This is a genomic window from Nocardioides sp. Root1257 (assembly GCF_001425175.1).
Taxonomy (GTDB): domain Bacteria; phylum Actinomycetota; class Actinomycetes; order Propionibacteriales; family Nocardioidaceae; genus Nocardioides.
Genome location: NZ_LMDV01000001.1, coordinates 303,957 through 325,119 on the forward strand (window position 1 = coordinate 303,957; position 21,163 = coordinate 325,119).

General features: G+C 71.2%; 23 protein-coding genes. 12 read left to right on the forward strand and 11 right to left on the reverse strand.

What is annotated here, in order from left to right; genetic code table 11:
- Position 1 precedes the first annotated feature (1 nt).
- Positions 2 to 868 (forward strand): phosphatase PAP2 family protein, encoded by an 867-nt coding sequence (locus ASC77_RS01480; RefSeq protein WP_082574384.1) that lies wholly within the window; start codon positions 2 to 4, stop codon positions 866 to 868.
- Here the strand turns inward: ASC77_RS01480 and fadD8 are convergent.
- The 3 genes from fadD8 to ASC77_RS01495 are packed head-to-tail and all read right to left on the reverse strand — an operon-like array spanning position 785 to position 4,266.
- On the reverse strand, positions 785 to 2,404 hold the full coding sequence (gene fadD8 / locus ASC77_RS01485; RefSeq protein ID WP_056147926.1) for a fatty-acid--CoA ligase FadD8: 1,620 nt from the start codon (positions 2,402 to 2,404) through the stop codon (positions 785 to 787). The genes ASC77_RS01480 and fadD8 overlap by 84 nt on opposite strands.
- A gap of 22 nt (positions 2,405 to 2,426) precedes the next feature.
- Positions 2,427 to 3,200: an NAD(P)-binding domain-containing protein gene (locus ASC77_RS01490; RefSeq protein WP_056147929.1), complete on the reverse strand. Its 774-nt coding sequence runs from the start codon at positions 3,198 to 3,200 to the stop codon at positions 2,427 to 2,429.
- Positions 3,201 to 3,222: 22 nt separating this feature from the next.
- A complete protein-coding gene (locus ASC77_RS01495; protein WP_056147931.1) occupies positions 3,223 to 4,266 on the reverse strand; it encodes an LLM class F420-dependent oxidoreductase in 1,044 nt (347 codons plus the stop codon).
- Between the two features lie 83 nt (positions 4,267 to 4,349).
- Here ASC77_RS01495 and ASC77_RS01500 point away from each other — a divergent pair, with 83 nt between their 5' ends.
- The 5 genes from ASC77_RS01500 to ASC77_RS01520 all read left to right on the forward strand — a co-directional run bounded on the left by ASC77_RS01500 (position 4,350) and on the right by ASC77_RS01520 (position 8,473).
- Positions 4,350 to 5,300 (forward strand): Zn-ribbon domain-containing OB-fold protein, encoded by a 951-nt coding sequence (locus ASC77_RS01500; RefSeq protein WP_056147934.1) that lies wholly within the window; start codon positions 4,350 to 4,352, stop codon positions 5,298 to 5,300.
- A gap of 19 nt (positions 5,301 to 5,319) precedes the next feature.
- Positions 5,320 to 6,384: a thiolase domain-containing protein gene (locus tag ASC77_RS01505; protein ID WP_056147935.1), complete on the forward strand. Its 1,065-nt coding sequence runs from the start codon at positions 5,320 to 5,322 to the stop codon at positions 6,382 to 6,384.
- Positions 6,384 to 7,550, forward strand: a complete 1,167-nt coding sequence (locus ASC77_RS01510) for a thiolase domain-containing protein (protein WP_056147938.1) — start codon at positions 6,384 to 6,386, stop codon at positions 7,548 to 7,550. The genes ASC77_RS01505 and ASC77_RS01510 overlap by 1 nt, the downstream gene beginning before the upstream one ends.
- Positions 7,551 to 7,685: 135 nt before the next feature.
- Positions 7,686 to 8,096: a DUF5994 family protein gene (locus ASC77_RS01515; RefSeq protein WP_156390868.1), complete on the forward strand. Its 411-nt coding sequence runs from the start codon at positions 7,686 to 7,688 to the stop codon at positions 8,094 to 8,096.
- Positions 8,097 to 8,167: 71 nt separating this feature from the next.
- A complete protein-coding gene (locus ASC77_RS01520) occupies positions 8,168 to 8,473 on the forward strand; it encodes a helix-turn-helix domain-containing protein (RefSeq protein ID WP_056147943.1) in 306 nt (101 codons plus the stop codon).
- 88 nt (positions 8,474 to 8,561) lie between these two features.
- Here ASC77_RS01520 and ASC77_RS01525 read toward each other — a convergent pair whose 3' ends face one another.
- From ASC77_RS01525 to ASC77_RS01540, 4 genes are all read right to left on the reverse strand, one after another.
- Positions 8,562 to 9,335, reverse strand: coding sequence for a maleylpyruvate isomerase family mycothiol-dependent enzyme (locus tag ASC77_RS01525; RefSeq protein ID WP_056147945.1), 774 nt, complete (start codon positions 9,333 to 9,335; stop codon positions 8,562 to 8,564).
- Positions 9,336 to 9,350: 15 nt separating this feature from the next.
- Entirely contained in the window at positions 9,351 to 9,953 is a 603-nt protein-coding gene (locus ASC77_RS01530; RefSeq protein WP_056147946.1) for a ClpP family protease, read from the reverse strand.
- A 76-nt stretch (positions 9,954 to 10,029) separates the two neighbouring features.
- Complete coding sequence (locus ASC77_RS01535) at positions 10,030 to 10,638, reverse strand: ClpP family protease (RefSeq protein WP_056147948.1); 609 nt, start codon at positions 10,636 to 10,638, stop codon at positions 10,030 to 10,032.
- A 27-nt stretch (positions 10,639 to 10,665) separates the two neighbouring features.
- Entirely contained in the window at positions 10,666 to 11,631 is a 966-nt protein-coding gene (locus ASC77_RS01540; RefSeq protein ID WP_056147950.1) for an aldo/keto reductase, read from the reverse strand.
- Positions 11,632 to 11,668: 37 nt separating this feature from the next.
- Between ASC77_RS01540 and map the strand changes: the two genes are divergently transcribed.
- Positions 11,669 to 12,439, forward strand: a complete 771-nt coding sequence (gene map, locus ASC77_RS01545; protein ID WP_056147952.1) for a type I methionyl aminopeptidase — start codon at positions 11,669 to 11,671, stop codon at positions 12,437 to 12,439.
- Positions 12,440 to 12,454: 15 nt separating this feature from the next.
- On the opposite strand, the gene ASC77_RS01550 is transcribed toward map, so the two are convergent.
- Positions 12,455 to 13,696, reverse strand: a complete 1,242-nt coding sequence (locus ASC77_RS01550) for a cytochrome P450 (RefSeq protein WP_056147955.1) — start codon at positions 13,694 to 13,696, stop codon at positions 12,455 to 12,457.
- A 108-nt stretch (positions 13,697 to 13,804) separates the two neighbouring features.
- Here ASC77_RS01550 and ASC77_RS01555 point away from each other — a divergent pair, with 108 nt between their 5' ends.
- Complete coding sequence (locus ASC77_RS01555; RefSeq protein ID WP_056147958.1) at positions 13,805 to 14,968, forward strand: steroid 3-ketoacyl-CoA thiolase; 1,164 nt, start codon at positions 13,805 to 13,807, stop codon at positions 14,966 to 14,968.
- A gap of 27 nt (positions 14,969 to 14,995) precedes the next feature.
- Here ASC77_RS01555 and ASC77_RS01560 read toward each other — a convergent pair whose 3' ends face one another.
- The gene (locus tag ASC77_RS01560; protein WP_056147961.1) at positions 14,996 to 15,892 is read right to left on the reverse strand and encodes an SDR family oxidoreductase; all 897 of its coding nucleotides are present in this window, start codon (positions 15,890 to 15,892) and stop codon (positions 14,996 to 14,998) included.
- Positions 15,892 to 16,650, reverse strand: coding sequence for an SDR family oxidoreductase (locus tag ASC77_RS01565; RefSeq protein ID WP_056147963.1), 759 nt, complete (start codon positions 16,648 to 16,650; stop codon positions 15,892 to 15,894). The genes ASC77_RS01560 and ASC77_RS01565 overlap by 1 nt, the downstream gene beginning before the upstream one ends.
- Before the next feature lie 40 nt (positions 16,651 to 16,690).
- On the opposite strand from ASC77_RS01565, the gene ASC77_RS01570 reads away from it, so the two are divergent.
- The 4 genes from ASC77_RS01570 to ASC77_RS01585 are packed head-to-tail and all read left to right on the forward strand — an operon-like array spanning position 16,691 to position 20,188.
- Complete coding sequence (locus tag ASC77_RS01570) at positions 16,691 to 17,446, forward strand: enoyl-CoA hydratase family protein (protein ID WP_056147966.1); 756 nt, start codon at positions 16,691 to 16,693, stop codon at positions 17,444 to 17,446.
- Entirely contained in the window at positions 17,443 to 18,339 is an 897-nt protein-coding gene (locus ASC77_RS01575; protein WP_200944865.1) for a CoA transferase subunit A, read from the forward strand. The genes ASC77_RS01570 and ASC77_RS01575 overlap by 4 nt, the downstream gene beginning before the upstream one ends.
- On the forward strand, positions 18,336 to 19,106 hold the full coding sequence (locus ASC77_RS01580) for a CoA-transferase subunit beta (protein WP_156390870.1): 771 nt from the start codon (positions 18,336 to 18,338) through the stop codon (positions 19,104 to 19,106). The genes ASC77_RS01575 and ASC77_RS01580 overlap by 4 nt, the downstream gene beginning before the upstream one ends.
- Entirely contained in the window at positions 19,106 to 20,188 is a 1,083-nt protein-coding gene (locus ASC77_RS01585; protein WP_056147970.1) for an NAD(P)H-dependent flavin oxidoreductase, read from the forward strand. Before ASC77_RS01580 ends, ASC77_RS01585 begins: the two co-directional genes overlap by 1 nt.
- Here ASC77_RS01585 and ASC77_RS01590 read toward each other — a convergent pair.
- Positions 20,185 to 21,147 carry a GNAT family N-acetyltransferase gene (locus ASC77_RS01590; RefSeq protein ID WP_056147972.1) on the reverse strand — a complete coding sequence of 321 codons (963 nt, stop codon included), beginning with the start codon at positions 21,145 to 21,147 and terminating at the stop codon, positions 20,185 to 20,187. The genes ASC77_RS01585 and ASC77_RS01590 overlap by 4 nt on opposite strands.
- Positions 21,148 to 21,163 lie beyond the last annotated feature (16 nt).

Sequence of the window (21,163 nt, forward strand, 5' to 3'; positions counted from 1 at the left end):
GGTGCCGTGGCCGACCTGGGATCAAGCAGCGATCGCTGCCCTGCTCAGCGGCCTGGTCTGGCTCGCGTTCCGCTTGCGGCCCAACCGGCTGAGCCCGCACGTCGAGCCGGCGGCCGCCGAGTTCGCCCTGATCGCCTCGCTCTACGCGCTCTGGCGCCTCGCCCGGATGCTCCCGATCACGGCCACCCACGGCGCCATCGCCCGGGCACATGACATCGCGACGTTCCAGGACTGGCTGCACCTGCCGTCCGAGCTGACCCTTCAGAAGTACGTGCTCGCCCACGAGCGCCTGGCCGACCTGACGACCTGGTACTACGCGACCGTCCACGTGCCGGCGCTGATCGCGTTCCTGGTCTGGCTCTTCGTCCGGCACCGCGACAAGTACCCGCACTGGCGCAACGGGCTCGCCCTGATCACCGCCTGGTGCCTGGTGATCCGCTTCATCCGGGTCGCGCCTCCGCGCTTCCTGCCCGACCTCGGGTACGTCGACATGGGCCGCCAGTTCGGCATGTCGGTCTACGCCGTCGACCCGACCACCGGGGTCTCCGACCAGTTCGCCGCGATGCCGTCGATCCACGTGGCCTGGGCCGCGGTCGTCTCGTTCGGCATCATCGCGGCGAGCACCAGCCGCTGGCGCTGGCTCTTCCTGCCGCACGTGGTCCTGACGATGCTCGTCGTCTCGGCGACCGGCAACCACTGGTGGATGGACGGCATCGTCGCGATCATCCTGCTGGCAGGCTCGCTCGCGGCCGACACCGCCGTCCGCAACTACGTACGCCGGCGCTCAGCCGACCGCGCGGTCACCGGTCCAGAACTGGGCACGGAGGGCCTTCTTGTCGGGCTTGCCGAGCCCGGTCAGCGGCAGTGACTCGGCGACGATCACCTGCTTGGGCGACTGCACCGAGCCCTTGCGGGCCTTGACCATCGCCTGGATCTCGGCGGTCATCGTGGCGATCGACTCGTCGTCGCGCGGCGCGTCCGAGCGGAGCACGACGATCGCGGTGACGGCCTCGCCGAACTTCTCGTGCGGGGTCCCGATCACACCGACCTGGGCGATCGCCGGGTGCTCGGCGACCACGTCCTCGACCTCGCGCGGGAAGACGTTGAAGCCGCCGGTGACGATCATGTCCTTGGTCCGGTCGACGATGTACCAGAAGCCGTCCTCGTCCTCGCGGGCCACGTCGCCGGTGTGCATCCAGCCGTCGCGGAACGTCTCGGCGGTCTCGTCGGGCAGGTTCCAGTAGCCGCCGGCGAGCAGCGGACCCGCGACGCAGATCTCACCCGGCTCCCCCACCGGCACCTGCTTGCCGTCCTCGTCGAGGAGGGCGGTGCGGATGAACGCCGACGGGCGCCCGCAGGACGCGAGCCGGCGGTCGTCGCCGGTGACGTGGTCCTCCTTGGACAGGTAGGTGATCGCCATCGGGGCCTCGGACTGCCCGTAGTACTGCGCGAAGATCGGGCCGAAGCGCTCGATCGCCTCCTTGAGGCGCACCGGGTTGATCGCCGAGGCGCCGTAGTAGACGGTCTCCAGCGACGACAGGTCACGGGTCTTGCTGTCCGGGTGGTCCATGAGCGCGTAGAGCATCGACGGCACCAGCATCGTGGCCGTGATCCTCTGCTCCTCGATCGTCCTCAGCACCTCGGCCGGGTCGAACTTCGCGAGCACGTAGAGGCAGCCGCCCTTGAGCACGGTCGGGACGAAGAAGGCCGCGCCGGCGTGCGACAGCGGGGTGCACATGAGGAAGCGCGGCGACTCGGGCCACTCCCACTCCGACATCTGGATCTGGGTCATCGTGTTCATCTGCCGCGACAGGCCGATGACGCCCTTGGGCTTGCCCGTCGTACCGCCGGTGTAGGTGATCGACACGATGTGGTCCGGGTCGAGGGTGACCGCCTCGAGGGGCAGCGGGTCGAACGACGCAGCCGCGGCGTTGAGGTCGTGGCCGACGTGGCTGAGCTCCTCGGGCACGGGCCCGATCGTCAGCACCTTCTCGAGCTTCGGGCACTTCTCCAGCAGGCCGAGCGCGCGCTCGACGAACATCGGCACCGGGTCGATCGTGATGCTGGTGATCTCCGCGTCGTTGATGACGTAGGCGTGGTCGTCGAGCGAGCCCAGCGGGTGCAGCGAGGAGCGCCGGTGCCCCTGGGTCTGGCCGGCGCCGAGGATGAACAGCACCTCGGGGCGGTTGAGCGCGAGCAGCGCCCCCGCCGTGCCGCGGCCGGCGCCGAGCGCCTCGAAGGCCTGGGCGTACTGGCTCATCCGCTCGGCGGCCTGGCCGCCGGTGATCGTGGTGTCACCGAGGTACATGACCGGCTTGTCCCGGTGCCGCTTGAGGGCGGACACCATCAGGTGGCCGTTGTGGGTCCCGACTCGCATGTCGTTGGCAGGCAGAGCGTCAGTCATGCGCCCGAGACTAGAACGTGTTTCAGTTCGGGGCAATCCTGGCGAGGACCGCGTCGAGGCCCACGCGCACCTCGTCGTAGACCCCGGCCTCGCCGAGGTCGCGCGCGAACTGCTCGTTGAGGCCGCCCGGGGTCGCGTGTGCGTCGGCCAGGGCCGCGAAGTCGGCACCGGGCTGGCCGAGCTCTCCCGAGAGCGCGGCGAAGGTGTCGGCCACGTAGCGGCGCGCCTCGGGACCGGCGATGCCGTGGGCCGTGAGCCAGTCGGCGATCGTGCCGAGGTAGCGGAAGTGCGCGGCGACCGTCGCGGACGCCGCGGCGACGGACTCGTAGGCGAGCTCGTCGTCGATCGCCAGGCTGCCGCCGAGGCGGTCGAAGAGCCCGGCGACCGCCGCCGTCGCCGGGTGCACCGGCGTCATGCTGCCGCGCGTCGCCACCGCGGGCAGCGGGATGCTGCGCGCGAGGTCGGTCGCCGGCGCGACGACCTCGGCCAAGCGCTCGACCGACAGGCCGGCGACCGCGCTCACGACCGCCTGGTCGGCACGGAAGGCCAGACCGGAGAGCACCTCGGCGGCGTTGCCGGGGAGCAGGCAGACGACGACCACGTCGGACTCGTCGAGGACGGCCTGGTTGTCACCGGCGACCCGCACCGTGGCGAACCGCTCGGCCAGCGCGGCCGAGCGTGCGGCGCTGCGGGGCGACAGGACCACCTCCGGCGGGTCGTCGAGGCCCTCGCACAGCCCGACGACGATGGCTTCCGCGATGGATCCGACTCCGACGACGCCGTACGTGGTGCTCACGCAGGCAACTCTGTCATGCGGGTCACGCCAGCAGCTCGGCCACCGACCGGATCTCGTCCGCGGACCGGGCACTGAGCAGCAGCGTGGTCACACCGGTCTCCTCCCACTGGGCGACCTTCTCCTTGACCTCGCCGGCGGTGCCGACGATGTGCATGTCGTCGACCAGCTCGTCGGGGATCAGGGCGGTCGCCTTGTCCTTCTCGCCGCTGAGGTAGAGCCGCTGCACCTCCGCGGCCAGGTCCTCGTAGCCCATCCGCACGAAGACCTGGTTGTGGAAGTTGGCCTCCTGCGCGCCCATCCCGCCCATGTAGAGCGAGACCGACGGCTTGATCGCGTCGAGGATGAACTGCTTCTCCTCCGCGTTGGCGACGACCTGGAGGTGGCAGGTCGCGGCGATCTCGAAGTCGTCCCGGGTGCGCCGGGCGCCGGGCCGGGCGAAGCCCTCGTCGAGCCACGGCTGGTACATGCCGGCCGACTTAGGGGTGTAGAAGATCGGGATCCAGCCGTCGGCGATCTCGGCGGTCTGGGCGACGTTCTTCGGACCCTCGGCGCCCAGCCAGATCGGCACGTCCGCGCGGAGCGGGTGCACGATCGGCTTGAGCGGCTTGCCCAGCCCGACGGAGTTCTCGCCGCGGAACGGCAGCGGGTAGTGCGGACCGTCGTTGGTGACCTTGTCCTCGCGGGCCAGCACCTTGCGGATGATGTCCACGACCTCGCGGGTACGGGCGAGCGGCTTGCCGAACGGCTGGCCGTACCAGCCCTCGACGACCTGCGGACCGCTGACGCCCATGCCGAGGATGACGCGACCGTTCGACAGGTGGTCGAGCGTCATCAGGTGCATCGCGATCGACGTCGGCGTCCGGCCGGACATCTGCACGATCGAGGTGCCCAGCTTGATGCGCTCGGTCTCGCGCCCCCACCAGGCCAGCGGGGTGAACGCGTCGCTCCCCCACGCCTCGGCGGTGAAGATGGCATCGAACCCCGCCTCCTCGGCGGCGGCGACCAGCTCTCCGACGCCCTGCGGGGGCTGGGCTCCCCAGTAGCCGAGCTGCAGTCCGAGCTTCATCACGTCTCTCCTGTCGTCTCACCGCCGACGCCCGCCGTGGGCACGCTCTTGCCGAAGTGTAGAACGTGTTCTAGTTTCGGACCATGACACGAACACTGTCAGCACCGGTCACCGTAGCGTTCGACTACACCCGCTCCACCGGCCCCGTCGTGGGTCGCTTCCTCACCGGGCTCCGCGACGGCGTCGTCGTCGGCGGCCGGACCTCGGCGGGTGAGGTCGTCGTACCCCCGCTGGAGTTCGACCCGGTCACCCACGAGCCGACGACCGAGTTCGTCGAGGTCGGCCCGGGCGGGACGGTCACGTCCTGGGTCTGGGTGCCGGAGCCGGTCAAGGACCAGCCGTTCGACCGCCCCTTCGCCTTCGCCCTGGTGACCCTCGACGGCGCCACCCGGCCGTTCCTGCACGCGCTCGACGTCTCGTCGCCCGACGAGGTGTCGACCGGCATGCGGGTGCGGGTGCGCTTCGCCGAGGAGCGCGTCGGCGCGATCACCGACATCGTGTTCGAACCGGAGATCGGGGAGCCGGCGGCGACCACCACGCTCCAGACCGTGGACCCCGTCACCGGCGTGATCGTCCCGGTCTCGCTTGACTACCTGTACGCAGCGAGCCCCGAGGAGTCCGCCTTCTACCGCGGCCTCAACGAGGGCCGCATCGTCGGCCAGCGCTGCCCCACCTGCCAGAAGGTCTACGTGCCGCCGCGCAGCGCCTGCCCGTCCGACGGGACGCCGACGGCGGAGGAGGTGGAGGTCTCGCAGACCGGCACCATCACGACGTTCTGCATCGTCAACGTGCCGTTCCTCGGCCAGAAGATCACCCCGCCGTACGTGTCGGCGTACGTGCTGCTCGACGGCGCCGACATCGCCGTCCTCCACCTGATCCTGGGCGTCGACGCCGCGGAGGTCCGGATGGGCATGCGCGTCAAGGCGGTGTGGAAGCCCGAGGCCGAGTGGACCTACTCCCTGGAGAACATCGACCACTTCGAGCCGACCGGCGACCCGGACGCGGACTACGACACCTACCGGCACCACCTCTGACCGGGAACGAGAGGCTGAGATGAGAGACGTTGCAGTCGTCGGGTTCGCCCAGCGACAGATGCCCGAGTTCGACGGGTCACCGACCTGCGTGGAGATGCTCGTACCCCTCCTCGCGGAGTGCTACGAGCAGACGGGCTGGACCCGCCGCGACATCGGCTTCTGGTGCTCGGGCTCGTCCGACTACCTGGCCGGCCGGTCGTTCTCGTTCGTGTCGGCGGTCGACGCGATCGGCGTGATCCCGCCCGTCAACGAGTCGCACGTCGAGATGGATCTCGCCTGGGCCATGTACGAGGCCTGGCTCAAGATCCAGACCGGTGAGGTCGACACCGCGCTCGTCTACGCCTTCGGCAAGGCCTCGGCCGGCGTCCTGCGCCGGACCCTGGGCCTCCAGCTGGAGCCGTACACGATGACGCCGCTGTGGCCCGACACCGTGTCGCTGGCCGGCCTCCAGGCCCGCGCCGGGATCGACGCCGGCGTCTGGGACGAGACGGCGATGGCCGAGGTGGCCAACCGGTCGCTCACCGACGCGGAGAAGAACGACTGGTCGATCCGCAAGGGCGGCTCGTCGGTCGAGGAGCTGCTCGCCCGGCCGATGTACGCCGACCCGCTGCGCAAGCACGACTGCTCCCCCGTCACCGACGGCGCGGCCGCGATCGTGCTGGCCGCAGGCGACCGGGCCCGCGACGTCCGCGAGACGCCGGCCTGGATCAGCGGGCTCGCGCACTACATCGACCCGATGGGCATGGGCACCCGCGACCTGACCCGCTCGCCCTCGGCCGAGCGCGCCGCCGCGGCTGTCGACCTGTCCGGGGTCGAGGTGGCGGAGCTGCACGCGCCGTTCAGCCACCAGGAGTTGGTCCTGCGCCGCGAGCTCGGCCTCGCCGACGACGTACGCATCAACCCGTCGGGAGGTGCGCTGACGAGCAACCCGATGTTCTCCGCCGGCGGCATCCGGATCGGCGAGGTCGCCTCGCGGATCTGGTCGAGTGAGGTGAGCAAGGGCGTGGCCCACGCGACGTCCGGTCCTGCCCTGCAGCAGAACCTCCTGTGCGTCCTGGGCTCGACAACTGAAGGGACCAACTGATGGCCAAGCAGCCCGCCGCGGTGGTCGGCGTCGGCCAGACCCACCACCGTGCCAAGCGACTCGACGTCTCGATGGCCGGCCTGTGCCGTGAGGCGATCGACCGCGCGCTCGAGGACGCCGGCATGACCCTCGACGAGATCGACGCGATCGTCGTCGGCAAGGCGCCCGACCTCTTCGAGGGCGTGATGATGCCCGAGCTGTTCCTGGCGGAGGCGCTCGGCGCCGCCGGAAAGCCGCTCCTGCGAGTGCACACCGCCGGCTCGGTCGGCGGCTCGACCGCCATCGTGGCCGCCTCCCTCGTCCAGGCCGGCGTGCACAAGAAAGTGCTCACGGTCGCCTACGAGAAGCAGTCGGAGTCCAACGCGATGTGGGCGCTGTCGGTGCCGCTGCCGTTCAACATGCCGGTGCACGCGGGCGCGGGCGGCTACTTCGCGCCGCACGTCCGCTCCTACATCCGGCGCTCGGACGCCCCGACCCACGTCGGCGCGATCGTGGCGGCGAAGGACCGCAACAACGCGCTGAAGAACCCCTACGCCCACCTGCACAACGAGGGCACCACCGTCGAGTCCGTGCTCGCCTCGCAGATGCTCTGGGACCCGATCCGGTACGACGAGACGTGCCCGTCCTCCGACGGCGCCTGCGCGCTGGTGATCGTGTCCGAGGACGTCGCCGCGGCCTCGCCGAACCCGGCCTGGATCCACGGCACCGTGATGCGGTCCGAGGCGACCACGGCCGCCGAGCGCGACCAGGTCAACCCCCAGGCGTCCCGCGACGCCGCCGCAGCCCTGTGGAAGCAGGCCGGCATCACCAGCCCGATCGACGAGATCGACATGGCCGAGATCTACGTGCCGTTCTCGTGGTTCGAGCCGATGTGGCTCGAGTCGCTCGGCTTCGCCGACGAGAACGGCGGCGGCTGGCGGCTCACCGAGTCCGGCGGCACGGCCATGGACGGCGTACTGCCCGTCAACTGCTCGGGCGGCGTGCTCTCCTCCAACCCGATCGGCGCGTCCGGCATGCTCCGCTTCGGCGAGGCGGCGCTCCAGGTCCGCGGCGCGGCGGGCGAGCACCAGGTCGACGGCGCCCGCAAGGCGCTGGGTCACGCGTACGGCGGCGGCTCGCAGTTCTTCGCGATGTGGGTCGTGGGCTCGGAGAAGCCGAGCAACTGACGCCACCCGCGTAGGGTGCAGGGAACGGACCACGACGGACACCTCCGACCGGAGGCCCCGACCGGTCGAGAGGCGCACGTCATGTCGACGTCGTACGAACCCGTCCCCTCCACCCGCGGGTCCCTGCGCCTACGGATGAGCGATCGCACCGGGCTGGACACGCTCGACGGCGGGTGGTGGCCACGCAGCCGCGACCTGGCGGTCGAGCTCGCCGACCTCGCGGATCACTTCCCGCACGCGCTCGGACGCGTCCAGCACGCCGTCTACTCCCCGCCCGACTGGGACGCGACGCCGCGACGCGTGGCGGTGCGCGGCGGGCACGTGGAGCTCGACGCCGTGCCGCGGGACGACACCCACCTCGTGCTGCTGCGCACGTCCCAGCGGCTGACGCTGTGCCTCCTCGTCGTCCCCCACGACTTCTCGGCCGACCAGGGCGCCGAGGCGCTGCTGGCCGCGACCACGACGGGCTACGCGCACTCCGCCGGGTGCCTCCTGGACACCGTCGCGGACCAGCCGGCGGTCGAGCCGCTCGACTTCTGGGCCTGACCCGACGCGGGATCGTTCGCCCGTGGCGAACGGCGCTCCCGGTGGGCCCGTTACCGCACTACGGTCGGGACATGGGTGACGTCGTCGCATTCCCGGACAAGAAGTCCGACCCCGAGCCGCTCTGGCGCGAGGCCGTCGGGCACGAGCTGCGCGAGGAGCGGCGTACGGCCGAGCGCACGCTCGCCGACGTCGCCACCGACGCGGGCGTCTCGACGCAGTACCTCTCCGAGGTCGAGCGCGGGCTCAAGGAGCCGAGCTCGGAGGTCCTCGGCGCGGTCGCCGGCGCACTCGGCCTGCGCCTCGTCGACCTCACGACGCGGGTCAGCCGTCGGCTCGCCACCGGCCGGATCTCCGGCCCGGTCGCACTGGCGGCCTGACGCGCCGCTGGCTCCGCCGCTCGTCGTTTGGTCACCAAGCGCACGGTGGGAACGCTCCCGCCTGCGGTTGGTGACCAAACGTCGGCCGTCAGTAGCCCGGGAAGACCTTCCGCAGCTCGTCGAGCGTGACGTTGCCGGTCACGCTGACGCCGGCGTCGTACGGCGCGCGCAGGCGACCCGTCAGCAGTCGCGCGACGGCCTCGGCCGGACCGTCGAAGGTCGCGGTGGGGTCGGCCAGGTCGGCCGTCACGGTGACGGCGTCGGTGATCTCGATGCCCCCGCCGGGGATCGCCAGCCGGACCTCCTGCTCGACCTGGTCGGCCTTGGCGGAGAAGCCGAGCAGGAACGACAGCGGCCCGGTGAAGAGCTCGAGCAGCAGCTCGGCCGACTCGGCCTCCACGGTCGCGGCCGGGTCGACACCGACCCGCACGTCCCAGGCGTGGTTGGCGACCTCGTTGAGGCGCATACCGAGGGCGACCACGAGCGGCACCGGCTTCGGCAGGAAGCCGAGGTCGATCACCAGGCTCTCGCGCTGCTCGGGCGTCAGTGCCTCGACCGTCGCGACGTACGCCGCGTCGTGCTCGACGAACCCGGCGGCCTGCTCGGCCGGGGTGGAGCCGTCCCAGCGTGCCCAGATGGTCTGGTTGTCCTCGACGTCGACCTGCTCCCCCGCGGCGGTCGCGATCGGCTGGCGGGTGATCTCGGCGCCGCTGCCGAGGTGCGACAGGGCTTGGGCGACGGTCCACTCCGAGGCGCCGCTGGGCCCGGCGAGCTGTTCCTCGGACAGGGTCGGCACCAGGGCTGCGAGCGTGTCGTGGTTGCTGCGGAGGGCCGCGATCGCGCGGTCGGCGAGAGAGGTCATGCCCGGCCCAACCTCCTAGACCACGGCTTTCTTCCGGCTCCCGAGGACTACGTCGACGACGCCGTACGCCACCGCCTCCTCGGCCGACAGCACCAGATCGCGCTCGGTGTCCTCCCGCACCTGCTCCGTCGACCGCCCGGTGTGCGTCGACAGGATCTCCTCCATCTCGACGCGCGCCCGGGCGAGCTCCTTCGCGGCCACGGCGAGGTCGGGCAGCGCGCCCTGACCGCCGCCCGACGGTTGGTGGAGCACCACCCGGGCCCGGGGCAGGATCATCCGCTGGCCGGGCGCCCCGGCGGCCAGCAGGACCGCTGCCGTCGACGCGGCCTGGCCGACGCACTTGGTCCCGACCTCGGGTCGGACGAACTCCATCGCGTCGTAGATCGCCAGCATCGAGGTCATCGACCCGCCCGGGGAGTTGAGGTAGATGTCGATCGGGGCGTCCGGGTTGTCCGACTCCAGGTGCAGCAGCTGGGCGATCACGACGTTGGCCACGCCGTCGTCGATCTCCGTGCCGATGTAGACGATGCGCTCGGTCAGCAGCCGGCTGAAGATGTCGACGGCCCGCTCGCCGCGGTGCGTCTTCTCGATCACGCTCGGGATCGTGTACTGACTCATCCGCGTACTCGCTTCGCTCCGTGCGCGCACGAGGCTCCGTGGGCGCTGCACTGATTGACTCGCTCGCTTCGCTCGCTCATGCGCGGACCATCCCGAAGCTCGACGCCGCACGCGCCGGCGTCACGGCGCCGACGTCGGTCAGCACCCGGTCGACGAAGCCGTAGTCGCGCGCCTGATCGGCGGTGAACCACCGGTCCCGGAGCGAGTCCCGCTCGACGACGTCGACGGGCTGGCCGGTGTGCTCGGCGATCAGGCCGATCATCACGTTCTTGGTGTGCTCGAGGTTCTCGGCCTGGATCTGTACGTCGACCGCGGAGCCGCCGATCCCCGCCGAGCCCTGGTGCATCAGGATCCGGGAGTGCGGGAGGGCGTAGCGCTTGCCCGGCGTACCCGCCGACAGCAGGAACTGCCCCATGCTGGCGGCCAGTCCCATCGCGAGCGTGCTGACGTCGTTGGGGATCAGCCGCATCACGTCGTAGATGGCCAGCCCGGCGCTCACGCTGCCGCCCGGCGAGTTGATGTAGAGCGCGATGTCGCGCTTCGGGTCCTCGGCGGAGAGCAGCAGGAGCTCAGCGCAGAGCTTGTTGGCGATGTCGTCGTCGACCTGCTGGCCGAGGACGATGATCCGCTGGTGCAGGAGCCGGTCGGCCGCGGTGAGGCCGGCGATCGAGGGGGTCTGGGTCATGCTCCGAGCCTGCGGCGGCTCGGGCCGTCAGGGAAGCGAATCCGCTCCCAGCAGATCTGCTCCCAGCTGATCCGACACCAGCTGATCCGAGACCAGGCGGACCGACGCGAGCGCGGAGTCGAGCTGCTCGACGCTGCTGACGCCGACGATCGGCTTCCAGCCCCGCGCCAGCATCCAGGCGAGCACGACCTGCGACCGCGGCACCCCGCGCGCCTCGGCGACCCGGGCCAGCGTCGCCAGCCGCGCCGTCGTGCCCGGGTGGTCGTAGGCGTCGGGGAACGGCCGGTCGGCGCGGTCGAAGCTGCCCTGCACCAGCGGGCTGTAGACCCACAGGTCCAGCTCGGGGTGGCTGTCGAGGTAGTCGACGGTCTCGTCGCTCACGAACCCGAAGCGGTGGTCCTTGCCCGGCACCTGCGCACCCGGCCGCGGCTCGACGTACGACGTGGTCAGCTGCAGGGCGGTCCACGGCTCGACGCCCAGCCGGTCGGCGATGGCGCGGCCCCGCTCCACGCGCCAGGTCGGGTGGTTGGACACGCCGAGCCGGCGTACGACGCCCCGCTCGACCAGCGCCCCGAACGCCGCGACGGTCTCCTCGAGGTCGGTCGAGCGGTCCTCGCCGTGCGCCCAGTAGAGGTCGACGGCGTCGACACCGAGGCGCTCCAGGCTCCGGGCCGCCTCCCGCTCGATCACGGTCGCGGCTAGCCCCTCGATCCCGCCGTCGTCGGTGGGCTCGACGCCCACCTTGGTCGCGAGCACCAGCTCGTCCCGCAGACCCGGGTTCGCCGCCAGCCATCGGCCGAGGAGAGCCTCGCTCTGGCCGCCGTGCCCGGTGGGCGAGGTCCAGAACGAGTAGCAGTTCGCCGTGTCCAGCACCCGGCCGCCGGCCTCGACGTACCGGTCCAGCAGCGCGAACGACGTCGCCTCGTCGGTGCGAGTGCCGAAGTACATGGTGCCGAGCACCAACCCGATGTCTGCGCCCGTGTCTGCGTCCATTCGGTCACCCTACGGAGGCGCCGATAAGGTCGACCGCATGATCGAGCTCCGCACCCCCGCCCAGATCGAGCAGATGCGACCGGCCGGTCGCTTCGTCGCCGACGTGATCACCGCGCTTGCTGCGAAGGCCGACGTCGGGGTCAACCTGCTGGAGCTCGACGCGCTCGCCCACCAGATGATCCGCGACCGCGGCGCCGAGTCCTGCTACATCGACTACCACCCGTCGTTCGGGGCGTCCCCGTTCGGCAAGGTCCTGTGCACGTCGGTCAACGACGCGGTCCTGCACGGCCTCCCCCACGACTACGTCCTCCAGGACGGCGACCTGCTCTCCGTCGACTTCGCCGCGAACGTCGACGGCTGGGTCTCGGACTCGGCGCTCAGCGTCGTCGTCGGCACGCCGCGCCAGGAGGACCTGGACCTGATCGAGACCACCGGTCGCGCCCTCGAGGCAGGCATCGCGCAGGCGGTCTCCGGCAACCGGCTCGGCGACATCTCCGCCGCCATCGGCGAGGTGGCCCGCGCTGCGGGCCTCGGCGTCAACCTGCAGTTCGGCGGCCACGGCGTCGGTCGCACGATGCACGGCGAGCCGCACGTGCCCAACGACGGACGCCCCGCCCGTGGCCTGAAGCTCCGGCCCGGCCTGGTGATCGCGATCGAGCCGTGGTTCCTGCACACCACCGACGAGATCTTCACCGACCCCGACGGCTGGACGCTGCGCAGCAAGGACGGCTCGCGCGGCGCCCACATGGAGCACACCGTGGCCATCACGATCGACGGCCCGCTGGTTCTCACCGAGCGGGCCGCCTGATCGTCGTACGACGCCCTAGGCGTACTTGACCTGCAGGTCCTTGAGGCCGTTGACCCACGAGTGGCGCAACCGGGACGGGTCGGCCAGCTTGGAGATGTCCGGCGCGTAGTCGGCGATGGCGTCGAAGATCACCCGGATCTCCTGGCGGGCCAGGTTGGCACCCAGGCAGTAGTGCGCACCGTGGCCACCGAACCCGAGCTGCGGGTTGGGGTCACGCAGGATGTTGAACGTGAACGGGTCCTCGAAGACCGTCTCGTCGAAGTTGGCGCTCGCGTAGAACAGCGCCGCCCGCTCACCCTTCGTGAACTGGTGACCGCTGACCACGACGTCGTTGAGCGCGGTGCGCTGGAAGACGCTGACGGGCGTCGCCCAGCGGACGACCTCGTCGACCATGGTCGCAGGCCGGTCGCGCTTCCAGATCTCCCACTGCTCGGGGTTGTCGAAGAACGCGTTCATGCCGTGCGAGATGGCGTTGCGGGTGGTCTCGTTGCCGGCGACCGCCAGCAGGATGACGAAGTAGCCGAACTCGTCGTCGGTCAGGCCGCGCTCGCCCTTGTGGGCCTCGATCAGCTTGGTGATCAGGTCGTCGCGCGGGTTCGCCTTCCGGTCGGCGGCCAGCATCATCGCGTAGCCGAGGATCTCGGCGGCCGCGATGTCGTTGTTGCCGGCGTAGTCCGGGTCCTCGCCGGCGAGCATCTGGTTGGACCAGTCGAAGAGCTTGTGCCGGTCCTCCTGGGGTACGCCGATGAGGTCCGCGATGGCCTGGAGCGGCAGCTCCGCGGCGACCTCCTCGACGAAGTTGCCCGTCCCGCGCGCAACCGCCGCCTCCACGATCTCCTTGCCCCGCGACACCATGGTGTCCTCGAGCTCGGCGATCGATCGCGGCGTGAAGCCACGGGAGATGATGGCCCGGGTCTGCGTGTGCTCCGGCGGGTCCTGGTTGATCAGGATCACCCGCTGCATCTCGATCATCTCGCGGGCCATCTCGTTGGGGAACCGGATGATCGCGCCGTTCTCGGCGGTCGACCAGTTCTTGCTGTCCTTCGAGATCGCCGAGACGTCCTCGTGGCGAGTGATCGCGTAGTAGCCGGCCTGGCCCTCCGGGGCGAAGCCGGTCGTCCAGGTCGGCTCCTGCTTCACCCACTGGATCGGGGCGTGCTGCCGCGCCGCGCGGAACGCATCGTGCGGGATGGCCGCCTGGTTCACATCCGGATCGGTGAAGTCGAATCCATCGGGCAGGACGTCGGTTGCTGTCACGGGAGCTCCCTCGAGGCTGGCTGGAACACGTTCTAGTGATGGACAATACATACCGAAGGTACGCAGCGGAAGGTTGTCGCGGATAAGAACGTGTTCTAGTTTTGTCCCATGGGCACCCCCGTGATCATCGACGCCGTCCGCACTCCCCTCGGCAAGAGGAAGGGTTGGCTCGCCGGTGTGCACCCCGCCGTGCTGATCGGCCATGCCATGAGCGAGGTGCTGGCCCGCTCCGGCCTCGACTCCGACCTCGTCGACCAGGTCGTCGCCGGCTGCGTGACCCAGGCGGGCGAGCAGTCCAACGGCATGGTGCGCCGCGCGTGGCTGCACGCCGGGCTGGCCCAGCACACGGCGGGCACGATGGTCGACGCCCAGTGCGGCTCCGGCCAGCAGGCCGCGCACCTGGTCAACGACATGATCACCGCCGGCACGATCGAGATCGGGATCGCCGCCGGCGTCGAGGCGATGTCGCGCATCCCGCTGGGTGCCAACGTGCCGCCGGGCACGGGCGACCCGCGACCCGACGACTGGTCGATCGACATGCCCAACCAGTTCGAGGCTGCCGACCGCATCGCCCGCAACCGCGGCCTGACCCGGGCCGACCTCGAGGCCTTCGGCCTCGCGTCCCAGCAGAAGGCGCGCGTCGCCGTCGACGAGGGCCGCTTCAAGCGCGAGATCGCGGCGATCACGGCGCCCGTGCTCGACGCCGAGGGCAACCTCACCGGCGAGACCCGGGTCGTCGACACCGACCAGGGACTGCGCGACACCACCCTCGAGGGCCTCGCCGGCCTGAAGACCGTGCTGCCGGACGGGCTCCACACCGCCGGCACCTCGTCGCAGATCAGCGACGGCGCGTCCGCCGTGCTCATCATGGACTCCGACCGCGCCGCCGCCCTCGGCCTCAAGCCGCGGGCCCGGATCGTGTCGCACTGCCTGGTCGGCTCCGACCCGTACTACCACCTCGACGGCCCCATCGAGGCGACCCAGAAGGTGCTCGACCGGACCGGCATGGCGATCTCCGACTTCGACCTCTTCGAGGTCAACGAGGCGTTCGCCTCCGTCGTGCTCTCCTGGGCCGGCCAGCACCACGTCGACCTGGACCGCGTGAACGTCAACGGCGGCGCGATCGCCCTCGGCCACCCCGTCGGCTCCACCGGCACCCGGCTGATCACCACCGCCCTGCACGAGCTCGAGCGCCGCGACCAGTCCACCGCGCTGATCTCGATGTGCGCGGGCGGCGCGATGGCCACCGGGACGGTCATCGAGCGCATCTGATGCGTTGAGCTGGGCCCAGCCCGACGCTCAGGCGCCGTACACCGGCTCCGGGTCCGGGCCGGCGGCGAGCAGGTCGCGGAGGGCCGGCCCGACCTCGGCCGCCTCCCACCTGCGGCCGAGGTCGAGCGCGGGTCCGTGGCGCCAGCCGATCTCGACGGTGACCTGACCGCCGTCGATCTCGATGACGCGGCCGGTGACGTCGCCGGCCTCGACCGAGGCGAGCCAGGCGACGATGGGCGAGTTGTCCTCGGGCAGCGCCATGGCCGAGGTGTCGAAGGCACCCTCGGTCATCCGGGTGCGCGCGACGGGGGCGATCGCGTTGACGGTCACGCCGTACCGCCCCATCTCCTGGGCGGCGACGAGCGTCATGCCCGCGATGCCGGCCTTGGCGGCGGAGTACGTCGTCTGGCCGACCGAGCCCTGGAGGCCGGCGCCCGACGAGGTGTTGATGACCCGCGCCGCGCGCTGGCGGCCCTCCTTCGCCTCGGCGCGCCAGTAGGCCCCGGCGTGCCGGAGCGGCGCGAAGTGACCCTTGAGGTGCACCCGGATCACCGCGTCCCACTCCTCCTCGGCGGTGTTGACGAGCATCCGGTCGCGGACGAAGCCGGCGTTGTTGACCAGGATGTCGAGCCCGCCGAAGGTGTCGATCGCCTGCTGCACCATCGCGGCGGCCTGCTCGAAGTCGGCGACGTCGGCGCCGTTGACGACCGCACGACCACCCGCCGCCTCGATCTCGGCGACCACCGACTCGGCCGGCGTCTCGCTGGTCCCCTCTGCTGCATCGCTCTGGCCGGAGAGCGAGACGCCGAAGTCGTTCACGACCACGGCCGCGCCGTGGCGCGCCAGCTCGAGCGCGTGCGCGCGCCCGATCCCGCGGCCCGCGCCGGTGACGATCGCGACGCGGCCTTCGAGGAGGTTGGTCATCAGAGTCCCTTCTGGACGATCAGGAAGGCGGGCGGCTCTCCCCCGCCGTGGCAGGCGACGGTCGCCCCCGAGACGTACGACGCGAGGTCGCTGGCCAGGAAGGCCACGACGTTGCCGACCTCCTCCGGACGGGCCATCCGACCCAGCGGGATGGTCCCCTCGATCGCGACGACCGACGCGTCGTCGCCGTAGTGGTCGTCGGTCTGCTCGGTACGGCAGAGGCCCACGTCGACCGCGTTGACGCGCACCCGAGGCGCCCACTCCATCGCCAGCGAGGTGGTGAGCGAGTCGAGTCCGGCCTTCGCCGCGCCGTACGCCGCGATCGTCGGCGCCGGCCGGTGGGCCGAGACGGACGAGATGTTCACGATCGTGCCGCCGCTCTCCTGCTGCTGCATCACCGCGTTGGCGGCCTGCGCGCACAGCAGCGGGGCGAGCAGGTTGAGCCCGACGATCTTGTCGTGGAATCGCGGCGACGCGGTCGCCGCATCCGTGGCGGGGGCTCCCCCGGCGTTGTTGACGAGGATGTCGAGCCGCCCGAGAGACGACACGAGCGAGGCCACCAGCGCCTGCACCGCCTCGGGGTCGCGCACGTCGCAGACGCGGTGCGTCGTGCCCGGCACCGGCTCGCTCTCGGACCGCGAGCAGGTCACGACGGTGGCCCCGGCCGCGACCAGGGTCCGGGTGATGCCGAGACCGATGCCGCGCGTCCCGCCCGTGACGAGCGCGACGCGTCCGGAGAGGTCAACCGCCAACGTCATGCTGGTACCCTACCAAGCACTTGCTTGGTTAGGAGAGTCCGTGCCCCTCACTTCCGAAGTCCGCCCCGACGGCATCCGGGTGGTGACGATGAGCAGCCCGCCGGTCAACGCGCTGACCGTGCAGGGCTGGTACGACGTCGCCGCGGCCCTCGACGAGGCGAGTGCCGACCTGGACACGCACGTCGTCGTGCTGCGCGCCGAGGGCCGCGGGTTCAACGCCGGCGTCGACATCAAGGAGATGCAGCACACGACCGGGTTCGACGCCCTGATCGGCGCCAACAAGGGCTGCTTCGCGGCGTTCAAGGCGGTCTACGAGTGCGCCGTCCCCGTGGTCGCGGCCGTCAACGGCTTCTGCCTCGGCGGCGGCGTCGGCCTGGTCGGCAACTCCGACTGCGTCGTGGCCAGCGACGACGCCTACTTCGGCGTGCCCGAGGTCAAGCAGGGCGCGCTCGGCGCCGCCACTCACATGGCCCGGCTGGTGCCGCAGCACATGATGCGCACGCTCTACTTCACCGCGCGCACCATCAAGGCGGCCGACCTCGTGCAGTTCGGCTCGGTCCTCGAGGTGGTCCCGCGGGACGAGCTCGACGACGCGGCGCTGAAGGTCGCGGGCGAGATCGCGGCCCACGACACCCGGGTCATCCGAGCCGCCAAGGAGTGCCTCAACGGCATCGACCCGGTCGACGTCAACAAGAGCTACCGGTTCGAGCAGGGCTTCACCATGGAGCTCAACCTCGCCGGTGTCAGTGACGAGCTGCGCGACACCTTCGCGGGAACGGACAAGGCAAAGAAGTGACCAAGGGACCCCGCGACAAGCGGATGAGCATCGACGACGTCGTCGGCGAGCTGCAGGACGGCATGACGATCGGCATCGGCGGATGGGGCCCGCGGCGCAAGCCGATGGCACTGGTCCGCGCGATCCTGCGCAGCGAGCTGAAGGACCTGACGATCGTCAGCTGGGGCGGCGCCGACGTCGGGCTTCTCGCCCGGGCCGGCAAGATCCGCAAGCTCGTCTACGCGTTCGTCAGCCTCGACTCGGTGCCGCTGGAGCCCAGCTTCCAGAAGGCTCGCCAGGAGGGCACGATCCCCGAGCTCGTCGAGCTCGACGAGGGGATGTTCCAGACGGGACTGCGCGCGGCGGCCCAGCGGCTCCCGTTCCTGCCGATGCGGGCCGGCCTCGGCTCCGACGTGCTGGTCAACCAGCCCTGGATCAAGACCGTCACGAGTCCGTACGCCGGACCCGACGGGCAGAGCGGTGAGGAGCTGGTCGCCGTACCCGCCCTGCACCTCGACGTGGCCCTGGTCCACCTCAACCGCGCCGACCAGCACGGCAACGCGACGTACCTCGGACCGGACCCCTACTTCGACGACCTCTTCGCCATGGCCGCCGACCGCTGCTACCTGAGCGTCGAGCAGGTCGTCGACACCGCCGGCCTCACGGTCGACACACCGGTCCAGCGGCTGCTGCTCAGCCGGATGATGGTCAGCGGCGTCGTCGAGACGCCGAACGGCGCGCACTTCACGACCTGCACGCCCGACTACGAGCGGGACGAGCGGTTCCAGCGGACGTACGCCGCTGCAGCGTCCGGCAGCGACGACGACTGGGCGGCCTTCCGCGCCCGGTTCCTCGAGGGCGACGAGGCTGCGTACCAAGCGGCCGTCCGGTCCTTTGCGGAGGAGGCCAAGTGAGCGACGACGTGACCCGTGCCGACGTGTGCGCCGCGGCGATCGCGGACGCGTTCAAGGACGACGGCGAGATCTTCGGCAGCCCGATGGGGCTGCTCCCGATGCTCGGCGTGCGGCTGGCCAAGCTGACCAGCAACCCCGACCTTGTGATCTCCGACGGGGAGTCGCTCTTCCTCGCGGGCGTCCCGCCGCTCTTCGCGAAGGCCGACGTCGTCGAGGGCTGGATCCCGTTCCGCAAGGTCTTCGACGTCGTCGCCTACGGCAAGCGGCACGTGATGATGGGCGCCACCCAGGTCGACCGGCACGGCAACCAGAACATCTCCGCCATCGGCGACTGGGCGCAGCCCAAGCGGCAGCTGCTCGGCTCCCGCGGCGCGCCCGGCAACACGGTCAACAACCGCACGTCGTACTGGGTGCCGAAGCATTCGACCCGGGTCTTCGTGGAGCGGGTCGACATCGTCTCCGGGGTCGGCCCCAAGCTGGCCAAGGAGACCGGCCCGGCCGCGGCCCGCTACAACGACATCCACCGGATCGTCAGCAACCTGGGCGTGTTCGACGTCAAGGGCCCCGACGACTCGATCCGGCTGCTCAGCGTGCACCCGGGCGTCACCGTCGACCAGGTCCGCGAGGCCACCGGGTTCGAGCTCGACGTTCCCACCGACGTACCGACCACTCGTGAGCCCACGACGGAAGAGCTGATCCTGATCCGCGAGGTGCTCGACCCGAAGGGCCTGCGGTTCAAGGAGGTCCCCCAGGAAGAGGCACCGTGATGATCGACCAGCTGATCAGCACCCCGTTCACCGAGCTGACGGGTGTCCGCCACCCCGTGGTGCAGACGGGGATGGGCTGGGTCTCCGGGCCCCGCCTGGTGACGGGCACCGCCAACGCCGGCGGCCTGGGCATCCTCGCGAGCGCCACGATGACCTTCGAGGAGCTCGAGAAGGCGATCGTCGAGGTCAAGGGCCGCACCGACCAGCCCTTCGGCGTCAACCTGCGCGCCGACGCCGCCGACGCCCCGGCCCGCTGCCAGCTGCTGATCGAGTACGGCGTGAAGGTGGCGTCGTTCGCCCTCGCCCCGAAGCCGGAGCTGATCGCCAAGCTCAAGGAGCACGACATCGTCGTGATGCCGTCGATCGGAGCGGCCAAGCACGCCGTGAAGGTCGCCTCGTGGGGCGCGGACGCCGTGATGGTGCAGGGCGGCGAGGGCGGCGGCCACACCGGCCCGGTGCCGACGACGCTGCTGCTGCCGACCGTCCTCGACGCCCTCAGGAACGCACAGAGCGACATCCCCGTGGTCGCTGCCGGCGGCTTCTTCGACGGCCGTGGCCTCGCCGCCGCGCTGTCGTACGGCGCCGCCGGGGTCGGCATGGGCACCCGCTTCCTGCTGACCCAGGACTCGGCCGTGCCCGACGCCGTCAAGCAGCTCTACCTCGAGCGCGGCCTGACCGACACCGTCGTCACCGCGAAGGTGGACGGCATGCCGCACCGGATGCTGCGCACCGACCTCGTCGAGCAGCTCGAGGGCACCAGCGCGATCAAGCGGATGGGCCCGACGATGCGCCGGACCCTGGAGTTCAAGAAGGACTCCGGCATGTCGTGGGCGGCGCTGCTCAAGGACGGCCGCGCCATGAAGAAGGCGCAGGGTCGCACCCTCGGCCAGATGGCGCTCGCCGCCAACACCCCGACGATGCTCAAGGCCGGCCTCGTCGAGGGCGACACCGACGCGGGCGTGCTCGCCAGCGGCCAGGTCGTCGGCCTCATCGACGACCTGCCGACCTGCCAGGAGCTGATCGACCGCATCGTCACCGGCGCCGCCGAGGAGCTGCGCCGCGCTGCGTCGTACGTCCTCTAGAGCGACCGCTGGTAGTCGAGCACCCGGCCCAGCACCCGGTAGCCGAGCGCCTCGTTGACGTCGATCATGTGATCGTTCGACTCGGCGTTCCAGGTGTCGATCTCTCGCACCTGCGGCTCCGCCTCGGCCAGCCAGCGGAGCATCTCGAGCTTGAGCGCGAGGCCCAGCCGGTGACCGCGGTGCGCGGCGACCACCGACGTGTCGTGCTGCTCGGCCCAGGCCGGCCGCTCGCCGTCGACGGCGACCACCGTCTGCCCGGCGAGCGCGCCGCTCCCCCGCTGGCGCGCGACCAGGCGGTAGAGCCGGTGCCCACGCGCCGCCCAGGCCCCCTCGTACGCCGCGATCCGCTCCGGCGGGAACTCCTCGTCCTCGACGTCCAGGTCGTCGGTCGGCGCGTCGTTGATCGCCGCGGTCAGCTCGGCCAGTGCCGGCAGGTCGCGCGCCGGCGTGCGGGACGGCCACCGGACCAGCTCGTAGCCCGGGGTCTCCGGGACGGCCAGGGACGGCGGCCCCTCCACGTGCTGGCGCCGGTGCACCTCGACGGAGCGCTGCGAGAAGCCGTGCACCGCCGCGAAGGCCGCCGGCCCGGGTGCGTCCCAGGCGGCGGTGCCCAGGGTCGTGCGTCCCTCGGCCCGGGCCCGCGCGATCATGGCCTCCAGCAGCGCACTGCCGTGCCCCCGACGTCGCAGCGCCGGCGCCACCTCCACCAGCACCCAGGCGAGGTGCTCGTTGTCGTAGGACGACACCTCGTAGCGCGCGGCACCCACGTCGACGCCGTCGACGCTCGCCAGGAAGCCCACCGCCGGGTCGCCGTCCCAGCCGTGCCGGAGCTCGCCCACGCACTCGTGCTCGGTGAGCGGGTGCAGCCAGGGCGAGTCGACCGACCGCGCCGCGTTGGTGACCTCGACGAGTCGGCGTACGCCGTCCGCGTCCGCGCCGTCGACCTTGCGCAACTCCACCCCCTCAGCATGACCG